16 protein-coding genes and 1 riboswitch are annotated in these 18,158 nt (G+C 63.8%); of the genes, 7 read left to right on the top strand and 9 right to left on the bottom strand.

The window, feature by feature from the left end; all coding sequences use genetic code 11:
* Positions 1–114: 114 nt before the first annotated feature.
* The 3 genes from AAHK20_RS20130 to ribB all read left to right on the top strand — a co-directional run bounded on the left by AAHK20_RS20130 (position 115) and on the right by ribB (position 3,263).
* The gene (locus tag AAHK20_RS20130; RefSeq protein ID WP_449183273.1) at positions 115–1,290 is read left to right on the top strand and encodes an MFS transporter; all 1,176 of its coding nucleotides are present in this window, start codon (positions 115–117) and stop codon (positions 1,288–1,290) included.
* Between the two features lie 157 nt (positions 1,291–1,447).
* Complete coding sequence (locus AAHK20_RS20125; protein ID WP_449183272.1) at positions 1,448–2,125, top strand: helix-turn-helix domain-containing protein; 678 nt, start codon at positions 1,448–1,450, stop codon at positions 2,123–2,125.
* Positions 2,126–2,258: 133 nt separating this feature from the next.
* Positions 2,259–2,436: riboswitch (FMN riboswitch) on the top strand.
* A 122-nt stretch (positions 2,437–2,558) separates the two neighbouring features.
* Positions 2,559–3,263, top strand: a complete 705-nt coding sequence (ribB, locus tag AAHK20_RS20120) for a 3,4-dihydroxy-2-butanone-4-phosphate synthase (RefSeq protein WP_449183271.1) — start codon at positions 2,559–2,561, stop codon at positions 3,261–3,263.
* Between the two features lie 109 nt (positions 3,264–3,372).
* Here the strand turns inward: ribB and AAHK20_RS20115 are convergent, their stop codons facing one another.
* From AAHK20_RS20115 to glpD, 4 genes are all read right to left on the bottom strand, one after another.
* Complete coding sequence (locus AAHK20_RS20115; RefSeq protein WP_449183270.1) at positions 3,373–4,059, bottom strand: HAD family hydrolase; 687 nt, start codon at positions 4,057–4,059, stop codon at positions 3,373–3,375.
* 170 nt (positions 4,060–4,229) lie between these two features.
* On the bottom strand, positions 4,230–4,937 hold the full coding sequence (locus tag AAHK20_RS20110) for an MIP/aquaporin family protein (RefSeq protein ID WP_449183269.1): 708 nt from the start codon (positions 4,935–4,937) through the stop codon (positions 4,230–4,232).
* A gap of 113 nt (positions 4,938–5,050) precedes the next feature.
* Positions 5,051–6,550 carry a glycerol kinase GlpK gene (gene glpK / locus AAHK20_RS20105; RefSeq protein ID WP_449183268.1) on the bottom strand — a complete coding sequence of 500 codons (1,500 nt, stop codon included), beginning with the start codon at positions 6,548–6,550 and terminating at the stop codon, positions 5,051–5,053.
* 145 nt (positions 6,551–6,695) lie between these two features.
* Complete coding sequence (glpD, locus tag AAHK20_RS20100; RefSeq protein ID WP_449183267.1) at positions 6,696–8,270, bottom strand: glycerol-3-phosphate dehydrogenase; 1,575 nt, start codon at positions 8,268–8,270, stop codon at positions 6,696–6,698.
* 165 nt (positions 8,271–8,435) lie between these two features.
* Between glpD and AAHK20_RS20095 the strand changes: the two genes are divergently transcribed.
* The gene (locus tag AAHK20_RS20095) at positions 8,436–8,840 is read left to right on the top strand and encodes a hypothetical protein (protein WP_449183266.1); all 405 of its coding nucleotides are present in this window, start codon (positions 8,436–8,438) and stop codon (positions 8,838–8,840) included.
* 192 nt (positions 8,841–9,032) lie between these two features.
* Here AAHK20_RS20095 and AAHK20_RS20090 read toward each other — a convergent pair whose 3' ends face one another.
* Both AAHK20_RS20090 and AAHK20_RS20085 read right to left on the bottom strand, forming a co-directional pair.
* Complete coding sequence (locus AAHK20_RS20090) at positions 9,033–9,230, bottom strand: hypothetical protein (protein WP_137331073.1); 198 nt, start codon at positions 9,228–9,230, stop codon at positions 9,033–9,035.
* Positions 9,231–9,626: 396 nt separating this feature from the next.
* A complete protein-coding gene (locus AAHK20_RS20085) occupies positions 9,627–10,406 on the bottom strand; it encodes a DeoR/GlpR family DNA-binding transcription regulator (protein ID WP_449183265.1) in 780 nt (259 codons plus the stop codon).
* A 299-nt stretch (positions 10,407–10,705) separates the two neighbouring features.
* On the opposite strand from AAHK20_RS20085, the gene AAHK20_RS20080 reads away from it, so the two are divergent.
* From AAHK20_RS20080 to AAHK20_RS20070, 3 genes are all read left to right on the top strand, one after another.
* Complete coding sequence (locus tag AAHK20_RS20080; RefSeq protein ID WP_449183264.1) at positions 10,706–12,343, top strand: gamma-glutamyltransferase family protein; 1,638 nt, start codon at positions 10,706–10,708, stop codon at positions 12,341–12,343.
* A 296-nt stretch (positions 12,344–12,639) separates the two neighbouring features.
* On the top strand, positions 12,640–13,467 hold the full coding sequence (locus AAHK20_RS20075) for a ferritin-like domain-containing protein (protein ID WP_449183263.1): 828 nt from the start codon (positions 12,640–12,642) through the stop codon (positions 13,465–13,467).
* A 213-nt stretch (positions 13,468–13,680) separates the two neighbouring features.
* Positions 13,681–14,232: a pyridoxamine 5'-phosphate oxidase family protein gene (locus AAHK20_RS20070; protein ID WP_449183262.1), complete on the top strand. Its 552-nt coding sequence runs from the start codon at positions 13,681–13,683 to the stop codon at positions 14,230–14,232.
* Positions 14,233–14,264: 32 nt separating this feature from the next.
* Here AAHK20_RS20070 and AAHK20_RS20065 read toward each other — a convergent pair whose 3' ends face one another.
* The 3 genes from AAHK20_RS20065 to AAHK20_RS20055 form a co-directional block, all read right to left on the bottom strand.
* Positions 14,265–15,908 carry a DEAD/DEAH box helicase gene (locus AAHK20_RS20065; RefSeq protein ID WP_449183261.1) on the bottom strand — a complete coding sequence of 548 codons (1,644 nt, stop codon included), beginning with the start codon at positions 15,906–15,908 and terminating at the stop codon, positions 14,265–14,267.
* Between the two features lie 190 nt (positions 15,909–16,098).
* Positions 16,099–16,719, bottom strand: coding sequence for a PAQR family membrane homeostasis protein TrhA (gene trhA, locus AAHK20_RS20060; protein WP_449183260.1), 621 nt, complete (start codon positions 16,717–16,719; stop codon positions 16,099–16,101).
* Positions 16,720–16,859: 140 nt separating this feature from the next.
* A complete protein-coding gene (locus AAHK20_RS20055) occupies positions 16,860–18,158 on the bottom strand; it encodes a c-type cytochrome (RefSeq protein ID WP_449183259.1) in 1,299 nt (432 codons plus the stop codon).

Below are 18,158 nucleotides of genomic sequence, written 5' to 3'. Positions count from 1 at the left end.
GAGATTCGATTGTTAGATTTCGTTTGAGAATGATTTAAATGCTACGCCAATTATCAAAAGCGAATGGCCCCGGGAGAATGCGTCCTGTCCAAATCCCGTTTCAAGGGGCCTCAAATGCCAATTCCACTGTTAGCGCTCGCGATGAGCGCATTTGCGATCGGCACGACCGAGTTCGTCATCATGGGCATCCTGCCCGATGTCGCGCGTGATCTCGGCGTGACGATTCCGTCCGCCGGGCTGCTCGTCTCCGGCTACGCGCTGGGTGTCACCGTCGGCGCGCCGCTGTTGGCCGTCGTGACGAGCAAGTTGCCACGCAAATTCACGCTGCAAATGCTGATGGCGATCTTCGTGATCGGCAACGTGCTCTGCGCGATCTCGCCGAATTACACGGTGCTGATGGTGGCGCGCGTCGTGACCTCGTTTGCGCACGGGTCGTTCTTCGGGATCGGAGCGGTCGTCGCCGCCTCGCTCGTGCCGCAGGAGAAGCGCGCCAGCGCGATCGCGATGATGTTCACCGGGCTCACGCTCGCGAACGTGCTCGGCGTGCCGTTCGGGACCTTCATCGGTCAGGAGTTCGGCTGGCGCATGACGTTCTGGGTGGTCGCCGCGATCGGCGTCGTTTCGCTCGCGAGTGTCGCGGCGCTGGTGCCGAACCACCATGACTCGGGCCCTGTCGGGCTCGGCCACGAAGTGCGCGTGCTCAAGGAGCCGCAGGTGTGGCTCGCGCTCGCGATGACGGTGCTCGGCTTCGGCGGCGTGTTCATCGTGTTCACCTACATCACGCCGATTCTCGAGCAGTTGGGCGGCTTCTCGCCGCGCTCGGTGACGCTGATTCTCGTGCTGTTCGGCGCGGGGCTGACGATCGGCAATACGCTCGGCGGCAAGCTCGCGGATCGTGCGCTGATGCCGTCGCTGATGGGCATCCTCGCGGCGCTCGCCGTGGTGATGGTGATCTTCGCGAGGACGAGCCACTCGCCGGTGCTCTCGGCGGTGACGGTGTTCGTGTGGGGGATCGCTGCGTTCGCGACGGTGCCGCCGCTGCAGATGCGGGTCGTCGAGAAGGCGAAGCACGCGCCGAATCTCGCTTCGACGCTGAACATCGGCGCTTTCAACTTCGGCAACGCGGCAGGCGCGTGGCTCGGCGGGCTCGTGCTGACGCACGGACATGGGCTCGATAAGCTGCCGCTGGTTGCGGCCGCGGTAGCGGTTGCGGCGCTCGTGCTCACGTGGGTCGCGGCGCGGCTCGATGCGCCGGTGGCCAAGCGTGTCGTCGAGCGGGTTTCGTCATAAGGCGTTCCAGGTGCGTCGGCGGCGTGGGTCAATGCCCGCGTCGCCGCACGTGATAACAGTGTGACGATTTCTTCGTTTGAGCGCCGCACCCCCGATGCTAGCCTTGCCTCCATTCGAGTTTGAGCGCCGCGCCGCGGCGACCATGGAGGCAACCGACATGCATTCCCCCTTAGCGCTGGTCCGCGAACCTGCCGAAGATGCGCAGCTTCGCAGCCGTTTGAACGAGCCGTTCGATGCGCTCGAACACGTCGTCGGCGTGAACCTCGCGCGCTTGCGCGCCGAGCGGCAGCTCTCGCTCGATGCGCTCGCGCGGGCGTCGGGCGTGTCGCGCGCGATGCTCGCGCAGATCGAGTCGGCGCGCAGCACTCCGTCGATCAAGGTGCTGTGCAAGATCGCGCTGGCGTTGAAGGTGTCGGTGGCGGCGTTCTTGCGCCGGCATGCGGTGAACGGCATCGAGCATCTGCCGGCCGAGCGCGCGCGGCGCGTCATCAGCTCGAACGGGCGCTTTTCCGTGCGCGCGCTCTATCCCGACGCCGAGCCCGCCAGCACCGAATTCCACGAGCTGCGCATCGCGCCGTTGCATACCGAAGAGGGTGCGCCGCGCGTGCCTGGGACGACGATCAACCTCGTCGTCAGCGACGGCACGCTCGAAGTCAGCGTGCACGACAGGCGGCAATTGCTCGCGACGGGCGATGCGATCGTCTTCGACGCCGACCAGCCGCACACGCTGCGCAACCCGGGCGACACCGAAGCGCGCGCGTACCAAGTGACCGTCAACGCGGAAACGCCGCCGCGCTGGGACATTCCGCTTCCGCACGACGGTTCGCGCGATTAGCCGGAGCGGGGGGGGCGGCGCAACCCGACCCTAGAGAACAGCCTTCATTTCAATCTTGTCAGCTCGCTGAGCGCTGCCCTGCAAGCAGCGCTTAGCTGTTGTATGCTTCACCCGCCGGTCAAACCGGCAATCAGTGCGTCTTCAGGGCGGGGCGAAATTCCCCACCGGCGGTATGCCGGCGTAAAGCCGGCGAGCCCGCGAGCGCCTGCACTTTCATGGCGCGACATCGTCGCGTTGCCGAAAGAGCGGGGTCAGCAGATCTGGTGCGATGCCAGGGCCGACGGTCATAGTCCGGATGGAAGAAGATGTGCAGATAGTCACGTCCGTCTCGCTTGCGGCGTGCGGCTCATGCTGCGCGGCGCATGCGTCGTTCTGTCTGTTTGCAATGCCCTGGAACGTTTTTCGCCTACTCTCTTTGCGAGGAGCGTTTCACATGTCTCAATCCGTTGTTTCCACGGCGTTCGCCGAACTTCCGCTGCTGTCCACCGAAGCCGTTCCGCCGCGCATCGACGCCGCGCTCAAAGCGCTGCGCGAAGGCCGCGCCGTCGTGCTGCAAGACGATCACGATCGCGAGAACGAAGCCGACCTGATCGTCGCCGCCGAGCGGCTCACGGTCGAAACGATGGCGCTCTTGATCCGCGAATGCAGCGGCATCGTGTGTCTGTGCTTGCCCGACGACAAGATCCGAGCGCTCGAATTGCCGCCGATGGTCGCGCAAAACGAAAGCCGTCACGGTACGGCGTTCACGGTCTCGATCGAGGCGCGCCACGGCGTGAGCACGGGAGTCTCGGCGGCGGATCGCGTCACGACGATCCGCGCCGCGATCGCCGACGACGCGAAGCCCGCCGATATCGTCCGTCCTGGCCACGTGTTCCCGCTGCGCGCCGCACACGGCGGCGTGCTGACGCGTCGCGGACACACCGAAGGCACGGTCGATCTCGCGATTCTCGCGGGCTTGAAGCCGGCCGGCGTGTTGTGCGAACTGATGAATCCGGACGGGACGATGACGCGCGGCGCCGATGTCGAGCGTTTCGCGGCGAAGCACGATCTGCCGATGCTGACGATTGCGGAGCTGGTGGAATTCCGCGCGGCGCTGGCGGCGGCCACGGCGAGCGAGTGTGTCGCGGATGCGGTTTGACGCTAAGCGATGAGTCTGCCGACGGGCTTTGAAAACGCTCGTCGGCATTCGGTACAAAAACGACGAAACAAACGAGCGGCCGTCAGCAACCTTCGGCGCCCGCTACGACTTACGACTGCACATCCCCGAACTCCCCGCGCGCCCCGGCAGCGACAAATTCCGGCAATTGCTCCATCCGCTCCATGATGCGGGTCACGCCGAGGCCGCGCAGCACCTCGGCGTAGCCGTCGGGAATATGGCTCGCGCCGACGAACGCGATCGTCTTCATGCCCGCCGCGCGCGCCGCGTGCAGGCCCGCCACGCTATCTTCCACGACCACGCAGCGCGCCGGCTCGACGCCCAATTGCTGCGCGGCATAGAGATACACATCGGGAAACGGCTTGGGCCGCGCGACTTGTTCGGCGCTGAACACGCGCGGGCCGAAGACGTCGGTGAGTCCGGCGCGCTTGAGCGATGCGCCGACCCGCGCGAGGCGGCTGTTCGACACGACCGCGGCGGGCAGCGTCACGCGGTGCAATGCATCGCGCACGCCGGCGATCGGTCCGAGCGACTTCGCGAGCGCGGCTTCGATATTGCGGTCGATCGTATCGAGGAAATCGGCGGGCATCGTGATGCCGAATTGCGTTTCGAGGCTCGCGAGAAAGCGCGAGGTCTGCTGACCGAACGCGGTTTTCGCGACTTCTTCGAAGTCGATGCCGGGGAAGGTGGCCGACAGCGTTTCGACGAGCACGCGATCGGCGATGATTTCGCTGTCGACGAGCACGCCGTCGCAGTCACAGATGAGATGGTCGAGCATGGGAGCTAAGCGAGAGTGCGGCGCAGCGTTTTGAATTGACGAAAGCCCGCGTTTTCCGCGTTTATCCGCAACTTCGCGGGCTTTCTATCCGAAAGCATCATGATACGTGCATTGCCGCTGCGCCAAAACTCCGTCTGCGCGATTTACGCTCAACGAGTGTTGGGCGCGCCTCAGTGCACGTGGGCGTAGAACAGCGCAGCCATCGCGCCGCCCGCGAGCGGCCCGGCGACCGGAATCCACGAATAGCGCCAGTCGCTGTCGCGCTTGCCGGGAATCGGCAGGAGGGCGTGCATGAGACGCGGTGCGAGGTCGCGCGCGGGGCTCATCGCGTAGCCGGTCGGGCCGCCGAGCGAGATGCCGATGCCGAGCACGAGGAGGCCGACCGGCAGCGCGTCGAGCGAGCCGAGGCCCACTTGCGGCGACGCCAGATACAGCACGCCGAGAATCAACACGAAAGTACAGATCATTTCCGTCAGCACGTTGTGCGGAACGCTGCGAATGGCCGGCGCGGTGCAGAAGCACGCGAGCTTGAGATCGGCGTCTTCGGTCTTCGAGAAGTGCTGCCGATACGCGAGCCAGACGACGAAGGCTCCGAACATTCCGCCGAGCATCTGCGCGGCGATGTAGCCGCCGACCTTGCTCCATGCGAACTTGCCGGCGAGCGCGAGGGCGATCGTGACGACCGGGTTCAAATGCGCGCCGCTGAACGAGGCGGTCATGTAGACCGCGATGAACACGGCCATCGCCCAGCCCCAGACGATGACGATCAAATCCGCGCCTTTGCCTTTCGTGCGCGCGAGCAGGACGTTGGCGACGGCGCCGTTGCCTAGCAGAACCAGCACGGCCGTGCCGATGAATTCCGCGATATAAGGGGACATTGCTTTGTTCTCCAAAAGATTATTCTTGCAGGCTCGGCGACGCCGGGCCCGCTTTCATTTCGTATAGGGAGTGGCTCGAATGGCGGCCTGGTCCGCCATTCGTGTCAGTTGCGTCAGTTGGAGTCGGCCCAGGCTTTCGCCGCGGTGATCGCCCGCTGCCAGCCGGCGAGGCACTGCTCGACTTCGCGCTGCTCGAGCTTCGGCGAGAAGCGCTTGTCGAGTTGCCATTGGGTTTGCAGTTCGCCGACGTCCTTCCAGTAGCCCACCGCGAGACCGGCCAGATACGCCGCGCCGAGCGCCGTCGTTTCGCTGACCTGCGGACGCACCGCATCGACGCCGAGGATGTCGGCCTGGAATTGCATCAGCAGGTTGTTCGCGCAAGCGCCGCCGTCCACGCGCAATTCGCCGACGCGAATGCCCGAATCGGCTTCCATCGCCTTCAACACATCCAACGATTGATACGCGATCGAATCGAGCGCCGCGCGCGCGATGTGCGCGTCGGTCGTGCCGCGCGTGACGCCGAACAGCGTGCCGCGCGCGCGCGGGTTCCAGTGCGGCGCGCCGAGGCCGGCGAACGCGGGCACGAGGTAGACGCCGTCGCTATGCGTGACGCCGGCGGCGAGCGCTTCGACGTCCGGCGCGCTCTTGATGATGCCGAGCCCGTCGCGCAGCCATTGCACGACCGCGCCCGCGATGAAGATGCTGCCTTCGAGCGCGTAGTTGACCTGGTCGCCGATCTTCCACGCGAGCGTCGTGACGAGGTTGTTCTTCGATTCGATCGGCTTGTCGCCGGTGTTCATCATCAGGAAGCAGCCGGTGCCGTAGGTGTTCTTCACCATGCCGGACTTCGTGCACATCTGGCCGAAGAGGGCGGCGTGCTGGTCGCCCGCGATGCCGCCGATCGGAATCTTGGTGGCGAACACGGTGGTCACGGTCGGACCGTAGATCTCGGACGAGCTGCGCACTTCCGGCAGCATGCTGCGCGGGATGTCGAGCAACTCGAGCAGCTCGTCGTCCCACTTGAGCGTGTGGATGTTGAAGAGCATCGTGCGCGACGCATTGGTCACGTCGGTCACGTGCAGCGAGTGCTTCGTGAGGTTCCAGACGAGCCAGCTATCGACCGTGCCGAATGCGAGGCGGCCTTGCTTCGCTTTTTCGCGCGCGCCTTCGACGTTGTCGAGAATCCAGCGGATCTTGGTTGCGGAAAAGTAGGCGTCGATCGGCAGCCCGGTCTTCGCGCGCACTTTCGCTTCGAGATCCTGTGCCTTCAGTTGATCGCAGAACTCGGCGGTGCGCCGGTCCTGCCAGACGATCGCGTTGTAGATTGGCTGACCGGTTTCGCGGTCCCAGACGATGGTCGTCTCGCGCTGATTCGTGATGCCGATCGAAGCGATCGACGAGCCGTTCATGCCCGCGTGCGTCACGCACTCGGCAGCGACGCCGGCTTGCGTCGACCAGATTTCCCACGGATCGTGCTCGACCCAGCCCGGCTGCGGATAGATCTGCCCAAATTCTTTTTGAGCGACGGATACGACGTTGCCCTGCCGGTCGAACAGCATCGCACGCGAGCTGGTGGTGCCTTGGTCGAGCGCTAGGATGTACTGATCCTGCATTGTCTCTTCTCCATGTGTAGTCGATTCGCCTCTGCGGACAGCGGGGCGATGGGGTTACAGCGTTTTTTTAAAGGGACTTCGGGGCTGCGGTGATGATGTGATGCAAATGCGTCTAAGGCTGCATAACGCAATGTCGAAAAGATATTCAGCCCGCCATGGGCGACGCGGCTCGCGGTGCGCCAGGCGCAGGCGCCGCGGCGGCAATCGGCGCTTGAGCGAACCACTGGTCGATATCGGCGCGCACGGTGTCGATCGTGCCCGCCTCGAGATGCAGGCCGAGCTTCGAACGCCGCCACAACACGTCTTGCGCGCTCTTCGCCCATTCGTTGTCGCGCAGGTAGCGCAACTCGCTTTCGTAGAGACCCGGCGCGAATGCGCGGCCAAGGCCGGACAGCGATTTCGCGTCGCCGATCACGCGCGCTGCGCGCGTGCCATACGCGCGCGCATAGCGGCGCGCGAGTTCGGCGGGTAGCCACGGGTGTTCCGCCGCGAAGCGCGCGGCGAACGGTTCGAACTTGGCCTGTGCGATGTCGCCGCCGGGCAGCGGCACGCGCGCGGTCCATGCGTGCGCGTCGATGGCGAGTGCGCCGGCGAGGATGTCGGTGGCTTCTTCGGCGAGCTTGCGGAACGTCGTGATCTTGCCGCCGAACACCGACAGCAGCGGCGCCTGGCCCGGCTTCGCGTCGAGTTCGAGCTTGTAGTCGCGCGTGACGGCGGAGGGGTTGTCGGCGCCTTCCTCTTCGAGCAGCGGACGCACGCCCGAATACGTCCAGCAGACGTCTTGCGGCGAAATATGGCGCTTGAAGTAGCGGTTGATCGACTCGCAGAGGTAGCGCGTTTCGTCTTCGGTGATCGCGACTTGCGCGGGGTCGCCGCGATATTCGATGTCGGTCGTGCCGATCAGCGTGTAGTCGTGCTCGTAGGGGATCGCGAAGATGATCCGCTTGTCGGGGTTCTGGAAGATGTACGCATGATCGTGCTCGAACAGGCGCCGCGTGACGATGTGGCTGCCCTTGACGAGCCGCACGCTGTGCTGCGCTTCGCGCCCAAGCGCGCCCGAAAGCAGCTGGCCGACCCACGGCCCGGCGGCATTGGCGATCGCGCCGGCGCGGATGTCGATGAGACGGCCGTCGTCCTTGGATTCGAGCTGCGCATGCCATTCGCCGCCCGCGCGCACGGCGCTCGCGAGCTTCGTGCGGGTCATGACGGTCGCGCCGCGTTCGGCTGCGTCGAGCGCATTCAGTACGACGAGGCGTGCGTCGTCGACCCAGCCGTCGGAATAGACGAAGCCGCGCTTGATCGAATCGACGAGCGGCGCGCCGGCCGGATGGCGGCGCATGTCGATGCCGCGCGAACCGGGCAGCAGTTCGCGCTTCGCCAGATGGTCATAGAGGAAGAGCCCGGCGCGGATCAGCCACGCGGGACGCAGATTCGGCATGTGCGGCATCACGAAGCGCAGCGGCCACATGATGTGCGGCGCGGCGTAGAGGAGCGTCTCGCGTTCCTGCAGCGCCTTTCTGACGAGACCGAATTCCTTGTACTCGAGGTAGCGCAGGCCGCCGTGAATCAGCTTCGTGCTCGACGACGACGTGTGCGCCGCCAGATCGTCCTGCTCGACGAGCAGCACCGACAGGCCGCGCCCGGCCGCATCGCGCGCGATGCCGGCGCCATTGATCCCGCCGCCCACGACGAGCAAATCGTATCTCGTGCCTTGCGTCACTGACTCTGTCCCCTGAATTCTGAGTTCGCCGATTGAAAATGAGACGAACCAAAAATGTTCGTTTGCGAAATTTAGCGAACAAAATCGAAAAAGTAAAGTTCGAAACTAGAGTTCGAAGATTCGAATTCTGCCGCGCGCTATCATGGAAAAAACGGCGAGGTGAACATGCGTGGACTGTTGACGATGGGTACGGCGGTCAGTGCGGCTAGTGCGGCGGTGGGTGCGGTGATGCTGCTGGCCGGCTGCGTTGGGACGCCGAGTCTGAACGGCGGATTTGGCGCGCCGTCGCTGGTCGCGTTGCAGGAAATGTGCGGTGCGCAGCCGGTGAACTACGGGGACGATGCGCAGCCAGTGTATTCGGCGCTCTTCGATGCGTACGTCGCGAGCCGCCACGGCAAGATCTCGAAGCCGGATTTCTGTGCGTTCCAGGCGTCGATTGCGCAGCAATACTCGGCGCTCGGGGCGGGAAGCGGCCAAATGCGCGGTCAGTGGGCGGCTTTCTTCAATGAACAACGCGCGAAGGCGCTGAGCTGGCGAGCCGCGGTCGATCCGACCTTGAGGGCCGGCTGAGCAGCCTGGGCGAGCGCTAGCGCGCGGCCATCGGCCGGAGCTGGGCCCGCGTCAGCGCAAGAATAGAAACGGGTCCGCGCAAATGCGGACCCGTTCGCGTTCGAAACGAATCAGATGGTTGTGCCTGATCTTCGCACCGGCGGTGCGAACGCACATTTCGGATACGCGGCCTCTCAATCGTCGGCCGCCGACTTAAGAAAAACGCTTAATCGCTTTGAGCGCGGAGTCGCCGTGCTCGGTGATGCGCCATTGCTGGAGGCCGGAGGCCAGATTCTCGAGCTGTACGAGCTGGTGTTCGAGTAAAGCGTCGAGTTCTTCGCGGTCCATGTCGACCTGGTTGGGAGCATCTTTTACGAGCATCAATGTGGCGAATTCGTGCGGGCTCAGCATTGTTCTCTCCATGGCAACCATAACTGTCAAGGAACCGGCAGCGTCTGCGGCCGGCGCGCGCTAACCTTTTGGGTCGTTGCGGAAAAACTGCCACCTTCGGCGCTCGTTGAAGAACGTCGGGGAACTGGAGTGTAGTCAAGCGCGCGTTCCTCTCCAAACCGTCCCGAGAAAATATTCCATTTGACAATTGAGCGCCCGAGAGGCGGTTGGGTCTCGACGACAAATCCTTGATTTCACTCGAAGTTTTGCGTGCGGTGCAGCACCCGGCGCGCGTGTTTCGGCGGCTTTGGCTAGGAGAATGGCTAAAACGCGCTTAGCACCTGGCGCGATTTTTCATGGTGCGCGTGTGTGAGTACACGCTATTCAGCAGCGATTCAGCGGTTGAACCGGCACCCCTCATTCGGCGACGAATACCTGCGTGCCGGCTTTCGCGAGCGTCTCTTCCATTTCGGGCGGCGTGGGCGCGTCCGTGAAGAGAGCGTCGATCTGATTCAGGTGCCCCTGGCGCACGAGGGCTGGGCGTCCGAATTTCGAATGGTCGGCGGCCAGATAGACCGTGCGCGCATGCTCCATGATCGCCTCGGCGACACGCACCTCGCGCGTGTCGAAATCGCGCAGCGTGCCGTCGGTCTCGATGCTCGACGTGCCGATGATCGCGAAATCGACCTTGAACTGCTTGATGAACTCGATCGCCAGCTCGCCGACGATGCCCTTGTCCCACGGACGCACGATGCCACCCGTCACGAGCACCTCGCAGTCGGGGTAGCCGCTCATCATGTTCGCGACGTTCAGGTTGTTCGTGATCACACGCAGACCTTGATGGCGGTTCAGCGCGCGCGCGACTTCTTCGGTCGTCGTGCCGAGGTTGATGAAGAGCGATGCTTGGTCCGGAATGTGCGTGGCGACCAGCGCGGCGATGCGGCGCTTTTCGTCATGGAACATCCGCTGGCGCGCGGCATAGGAGACGTTCTCCGAGCTCGTCGGCAGGCTCGCGCCGCCGTGGTAGCGGCGCAGCAGGTTCATGTCCGCGAGCCAGTTGACGTCGCGCCGGATCGTCTGCGGCGTCACGTCGAAGTGGGCGGCGAGATCGTCGACGGTCACGAAGCCGTCACGCTGCACCCATTCGAGCAATTCCTGTTGACGCGCGTTGAGGGTCAGGCGTGGGTCTCGGGTCATGGTTTTGTGATCGGCGGCGCTCGGCACGCGGCGGTTGGAGTGAGCGTATTGTAAAACCTGCGGCGGCTGGCTCAGGCGGCTTCTGCGATGGTTTCTCGCAATCGGGGCCATAGTATTCGGCTGCGAGCGCATGGATCTGTCGGGCAGGCGAGGGGGCTTGACGTGCCCGGTTTCGTTGCAATCCGTGGCTTGAAAAGCGCGTGGCGTGAAAAGCGCGATTCCAGTCTTGTATTCATAATGCAACTCTGCAGTCAGTCAGACTTTTCCATCTCACCCGACTTCCGCCGAGAGTTCACGACATGACCCGCTTCAACTGGCAAAACCCGTATCCCACACAGCGCCTGCCCGTCTTCGCTCGCAATATCGTCTCGACTTCGCATCCGCTCGCCGCTCAGGCGGGCCTGCGCATGCTGTGGAAAGGCGGCAATGCGATCGATGCGGCGATCGCCGCGGCTGCCGCGATCACCGTCGTCGAACCGGTGTCGTGCGGTCTCGGTAGCGATGCGTTCGCGCTCGTCTGGGACGGTGCGAAGCTGCACGGGCTGAATTCGTCGGGCGTCGCGCCGGCTGCTTGGAACGTCGATTATTTCAAGCGCAAATACGGCGAGGAGCACGGGATGGCGAAGCATCCGAAGCGCGGTTGGGACTCGGTGACCGTGCCCGGCGTGATCGCCGGCTGGGAGGCGCTGCATGGCAAGTTCGGCTCGCTGCCGTTCGCCGACCTGATGGCTCCGGCAATCGAGATCGCCGAGCGCGGGCATGCGCTCGCCTCCATCGTCGCGTACAAGTGGGCGGCGGCCGTGCCTGAGCTGAAAGACCAGCCGGGCTTTGCCGCGACTTTCATGCCGCGCGGCCGCGCGCCGGAAGTGAGCGAGCTGGTGCGCTTTCCGGGTCATGCCAGGACGCTGCGCCAGCTCGCCGAGCAAGGTCCGCGCGCGTACTACGAAGGCGAGATCGCCGAGCGCATCGCGGCGTTCGCGCGCGAGGGCGGCGGCGCGCTCACCGTCGACGATCTGCGCAATTACCGCGCCGAATGGGTCGAGCCGATCAGCAAGGACTATCGCGGCTACACGGTCCACGAAATTCCGCCGAACGGGCAGGGCATCGCCGCGCTGATCGCGCTCGGCATCCTCGAGAAGTTCGATATCGGTTCGTTGCCGGTCGACGGCATCGAGTCGCAGCATCTGCAAATCGAAGCGATGAAGCTCGCATTCGCCGACGTCTATCGTTACGTCGCCGATCCTCGCTCGATGGAAGTGACGCCCGAGCAAATGCTCGACGACGCCTACCTCGCCTCGCGCGCCAAGCTCATCGACCCGCGCCGCGCGACGCAATTCGATTTCGGCATGCCGCGTGCGGGCGGCACGATCTATCTGTCGGCGGCCGACGAGCGCGGCATGATGGTGAGCTTCATTCAGTCGAACTACATGGGCTTCGGCTCCGGCATCGTCGTGCCCGATACCGGCATCGCGCTGCAGAACCGCGGCTATGGCTTCTCGATGGACCCGGCGTCGCCGAACGTGGTGGAAGGCGGCAAGCGGCCGTTCCACACGATCATTCCGGCATTCCTGACGCAGCGTGTCGACGGCAAGCAGGAAGCGGTGATGAGCTTCGGCGTGATGGGCGGCGACATGCAGCCGCAAGGCCATCTGCAGACGATCGTGCGCATGCTCGACTACGGCCAGCAGCCGCAGGCCGCTTGCGATGCGCCGCGCTGGAAGGTCAATCACGATTTCACGATCGATATCGAAGCGACGCTCGACGCGAATACCGCGCGCGCACTCGAAGTGCGCGGCCATACGATTCAGTCCATCGACGATCCCTATATGGATTTCGGTTCGGGCCAATTCATCTGGAAGCTCGACCGCAACGATCCCGAGCGCGGATATGTCGCTGCCAGCGACAGCCGCCGCGATGGGCTCGCGGCAGGATTTTGAACGGCGTTATATCGTGTAACGAATGGCACTCGACGACTGCGGATCGAATCGGCGAGCGCTGGCGCGCCTTTGAGAATGCGGTCTAATTTTGAGGCAGGGGACCAAGGAACCGCAGGCGCGCGGCATGGTCTGTGCTACTTACCGGCAGCTTTGCAAAAGTCCGGCTAACATTCCGAATACATAAGGCTTAACAAACTCAATTGCGCTGTATTCAACGCGGACTCGGCAACGCACTTCTCATGAAGGTGCGGTATGTGCAGGACACAGAATTGAATGCGGCTTTGGGAGCGCAACGAATGCAACCTGACTCCAACCATGTGATGCCCTGGCGTATCGAGGACATCGATCTCACGCGGATCGATCGTCAGCGTGCCGCGGCAAACGAGGATCTCTTGCTGTTGCTCGTCGCCGCATCGTTTATCGAAAGCGGTTCCGACCTCTACACCAGCAATCTCACCACGTTCTTCAACGGCGATCCGGAAGTGTCCGCGTGGCTCAACCACGAATGGGAGCCTGAGGAGCTTCAGCACGGCCGCGCATTGAAGGCTTATATCCATTACGTCTGGCCGGAATTCGACTGGGACACGGCCTTCCATAACTTCTTCGAGGAGTATTCGAAGACGTGCTCGGTCGAACAGTTCGAGAAGAGCCGCGCGCTCGAGATGGTCGCGCGCTGCGTCGTCGAGACGGGCACGGCTACGTTGTACCGCGCGATCAACGAGTGTTCGGACGAGCCCGTGCTCAAGGAGCTCACCGACAACATCCGTACCGACGAAGTCCGCCACTACAAGCATTTTTTCAAATACTTCAAGAAGTACAACAAGACCGAGGGCAACGGCCGGCTCGCGGTGCTCGGCGCGTTGATGCGACGAGTCATGGAAATCAAGAACGAGGATTCGGAAATCGCGCTGCGGCACGTGTTCGCGATTCGCTATCCCGAGCGCGTCAACGATTCGAACTACAACAAGGATCGTGTGGCGCGCGTCAATGCGCTGGTGAGGCGCAATCTGTCGGCCGATATGTGCGTGAAGATGCTGCTGAAACCGCTCGATCTGCCCGCGAAGATTCAGCCGGGCGTGCACTATCCGCTCGCGAAGATCACGCAGCACGTCTTCTTTCGCTAGGCAGATGGCGTGATGCACGCCGCTCGTTTGTGCTACAACGAAATGGCCCGCTCGATGCGGGCCATTTTCATTTGTCGACCCAAGTTGGCGCTTCAGCGTGTCGGCCGGAGTTAGTGCTTCAGCACTTACTCCGGCCCCATGCAGAGCCTTACTTGGGTCCCATGCAAAGCGGCACGAGTTCCGCACGAAATACGCTGATGAGCGAGGCAAGCCATGTCCGATCCCACTTCTCGCGAAACCGCGCTGGAGCAAAGCGCTTTCGATGAATGGCCGCCCGAATTGCGCGCCCTGTTCGATGGTACGGCGCTTGCCGCCAAGGTGGGCTTTACGGCATCGCTGGTGACGATCGATGCGAACGGTCATGCGCGCACGTCCCTGTTGAGCGCAGGCGAATTGTATGCGCCCGATTCACGCACGCTTTGCTTCGCGCTATGGCCGAGCTCGCGCTCGGCGCGCGCGCTGCATGAGCGCGCTCAGGCCGCGTTGACCTTCGTGCACGACGAGGCGTTTTATCAAGTGCAGTTCGATGTGCAGCCGCTCACGAACGACGAGGACGCGGGTGAGGACGATAAGCGTGACGTGCCGGGATCGTTGGCGTGCTTCGCGGGCTCGATCGATACGGGCGAATCGCAGCGCGTCCGCTATGCGCGCTTGACGAGCGGCATCACGTTCGATTTGGAAGAGGGAAGGGACGCGGTGCTCGATCGATGGGAACGGCAGATCGAGCACCTGAGACAAGCCGCGAGCGGCGCAGCGGGCCGCTAACGGCTAACGGGTTATCGCGTATCGCGACGCGATCAACGGCCGCGCTGGCCGTTGCGTGCGGGTTGGGGACGGCGTGACGTATCGCTGCGCGGTGCGCCGCCGAGCAGCGCGCCGGGGTTGCTTTGCGGCTTGCGGTTGCCTGCAGGGCCGTTGTTCTCGGAAGCGTTGTCGTGCTTCGGTGCACGCGCTTCACCTCGGGCCGACTCATGGCGCTGCGTGTTTTGCGATTGCGGCTTCGGCGCCGATGCATTGCGAGCGGGTGCGCGGCGTGCATCTTGACGCGGCTGTGCCGGGGCGGCCGAGCCTGCCGGCGCCGGACGACCTTGGCGTGCTCCAGCCTCGCTGCCGCCTTCGCGACGAGGCGCTTGCTGAGCACGCTGCCCTTGCTTCGGAGCCGACGGCGCCGCGCCTTCGCGTCGCGCTGCGCCGCCTTGCTTCTGCCCCTGAGCTTGCCCTTGGCCTTGACGCGGCTGACGGCCGCCGCCACCGCCACCGCCTTGTCCGCGGCGTAGGATCGGTTCGGGCTTCGCATTCGGATCGGGCTCGAAGCCCGCGATCACTTCTTGCGGCACGCTGCGCTTGATGAGCTTCTCGATGTCCTTGAGCAACTGCAGTTCGTCGACGCACACGAGCGACACCGCCTCACCGCTCGCGCCCGCACGCCCCGTGCGACCGATCCGGTGCACGTAGTCCTCGGGCACGTTCGGCAAGTCGTAGTTGACGACGTGCGGGAGCTGATCGATATCGATGCCGCGCGCGGCGATGTCGGTCGCGACGAGCACTTGCAGCGTGTTGTTCTTGAACTCCGCGAGCGCGCGCGTGCGTGCCGACTGGCTCTTGTTGCCATGGATGGCAAGGGCGCTGATGCCGTCCTTCGTCAATTGTTCGGCGAGACGGTTCGCGCCATGCTTCGTGCGCGTGAAGACGAGCACCTGAAACCAGTTGTGCTGACGGATCAAATGCGTGAGCAGATCGCGTTTGCGGTCGCGATCGACCGGATAGATCTTCTGCGCAACCGTCTCAGCCGTCGTGTTGCGGCGTGCGACTTCGATCAGCGCGGGCGAATCGAGCAGATTGTCGGCGAGCGCCTTGATCTCGTCGGAGAACGTTGCCGAGAAGAGCAGGTTCTGGCGCTTCGGCGGGAGCTTCGCGAGCACGCGCTTGATGTCGTGGATGAAGCCCATGTCGAGCATGCGGTCGGCTTCATCGAGCACGAGAATCTCGAGCTGCGATACGTCGATCGTCTTTTGCTGCATGTGATCGAGCAGACGCCCCGGCGTCGCGACGACGATATCGACACCGCGCTTCAACGCATCGATTTGCGGATTGATGCCGACGCCGCCGAACATCACGGTCGACTTCAGTTTCAGATACTTGCCGTACGCGCGCACGCTTTCTTCGACTTGAGCAGCGAGCTCGCGCGTCGGCGTGAGGATCAGAGCGCGCACCGGGCGCTTCGCGTTGTGCGTGCCGGCGTGCATCGATTCCAGGCGTTGCAGGATCGGCAGCGTGAAGCCGGCGGTCTTGCCGGTGCCGGTCTGCGCACCGGCGAGCAGGTCGCCGCCGTTGAGAACGGCCGGGATCGCTTGTTTCTGGATCGGAGTGGGGGACGTGTAGCCTAGTTCGTGAACGGCTCGCACCAACGGTTCGGACAAGCCGAGAGAATCAAAAGACATAGTGGATTTTCTAGCAATTCGGGTAATGACGACCGTCGCTTCACGCAGCCCTGGGGCGCGAACGGCTGACGGCCGGGTGAATCGGCGGCGCTGTGATGCGCCGCATAGCAGGCACGTGCATTCAAGACACGGTGCTGCGCGTTTAGTTGCATCGCCAGGCGATTACGCCGCGATGGGTTGACCGGAGGCGTTACGCGACATACGCCGCGACGCTGACGAATTGACACAGGCTGCCGGCCAGCACGAACAGATGCCAGATGCCGTGACCGTGTCGAATGCGCTCGTCGTTGATGAAGAAATAGATGCCGGCGCTATAGATGATTCCGCCGGCAACGAGCCATGCCAGGCCAGCCGGCGGAAGCGCCGCGATGAGCGGACGGACGGCCACGAGCGCGAGCCATCCCATCAGCACATAGAGCACCATCGAAACGCTGCGGGTGCGGCGCCCGAGCGTGAGTTCCTGCACGATACCGACCGCCGCCAGTCCCCAGCTTACGCCGAACAGCGACCAGCCCCACGGCCCGCGCAGCGTGACGAGCGTGAACGGCGTATAGCTGCCCGCGATCAGCAAATAGATCGCCGAGTGATCGCATTTTTGCAGGATTGCCTTGACGCGCGGATGACGGATGCTGTGATAGAGCGTCGAAATCGTGTACAGCACGAACAGCATCGAGCCGTAGACGCTGAAGCTCACCACCTTGTACGCATCGCCGTCGAGCGCGCCCATCGTGACGAGCGTCGCCAGTCCCGCCACCGCCAGCACAGCGCCGACCAGGTGACTGATGCTGTTGAAACGCTCACCGATATGCACGGCAAAACCCCCTAAATGCTTGTCTGCGCTCTTGGCGCGATGGCAAGGCTGGAACGGTCCGGTAAAACCTCCAGCCCTGAAAATGCGAAAGGCGCAGCCGCGGTTTCCCGCAGGCCGCGCCCTGTTGCGTCAGGCCGCGCTTAGTCGAGCGGCGCCGAACGCAGGTCGCTCACTTGTTGCGGCGACACCGCGGTGCCGTGGTTGCCCCACGTCTTCCGGATGTACGTCACAACCGCAGCCACTTCCTGATTCGACAGCGATTGAGCGAACGGCGGCATGCCGTGCGGCATCGGATTGCCTTCCGTGCTCGGCGGGTAGCCGCCGTTCAGCACCATGCGGATCGGATTGACCGCCGACGGCATCTGAATCGACTGGTTGTTCGCGAGCGGCGGGAAGGCCGGCGGGAAGCCGAGACCGTTTTCCGCGTGGCACTTCGCACACTGACTGGTATAAATCTTATGACCCTGGTCCAACAGTTCGCTGCCGAACTGTTCGGACGTTTCGAGCTGCATCGTTTCCGGTGCTTCACTCTTCTGCGGAATCGTCTTCAGGTACGTCGCCATCGCCTTGACGTCGTCGTCGGACATGTACTGCATGCTGTTGTGCACGACTTCGGCCATCGGACCGAACACGGCGCCGCGCTGCGACACGCCGTTCTTCAGGAGATCGGTGACGTCCTTAGTTTCCCAGTCGCCGAGGCCGGCCTCCTTGTTCGACGTCAACGAAGGCGCATACCAGTTCTGGAGCGGGATCAAACCTCCGGCGAATGCTGCCGAATTGACCGGGCCGCCCATCGCGTTGATCGACGTGTGGCACATGCTGCAGTGGCCGAGACCTTCGATCAGGTACGCGCCGCGGTTCCATTCGACCGACTTGGTCGGATCAGGCTTGTACTCGCCTTCGCGGAAGAACAGCGTGCGCCAGCCGATCAGCAGGTTCCGGTTGTTGAACGGGAACTTGAGTTCTTGCGCATGGCTCGGCAGCGAGACCGGCTCGACCGAGCGCAGGTAAGCGTAGATCGCGTCGGAATCGGCGCGCGTGATCTTCGTGTAGCTCGCGAACGGGAACGCCGGGTAGAGCAGGCTGCCGTCCTTCGAGCGGCCCGTGTGCAGCGCGCGGTAGAAGTCGTCCGAGGACCACTTGCCGATACCGAATTGGTCGTCGGGCGTGATGTTCGGCGTGTACAGCGTGCCGAACGGCGTCAGCATCGGCAGGCCGCCGGCAAAGGTCTTGCCGCCGCGCACCGTGTGGCACGCGATACAGTCGCCGGCGCGGGCGAGGTACTCGCCGCGCTTGATCAGCGCGGCCTGGTCTTCCGGCGTGGCCGCCATGGCTGCGCCGTTGTGCAGGTGGTCGCCGCCCGACCACAGGACGGGAACGAGCGCGACCGCCGCCGCGATGACGACAGCCGAGAGAGCGAACAGGGACTTGCGTTTCAT

The organism is Trinickia camelliae (genome assembly GCF_053525655.1).
This window is presented reverse-complemented; position numbering and strand designations above follow the sequence as displayed.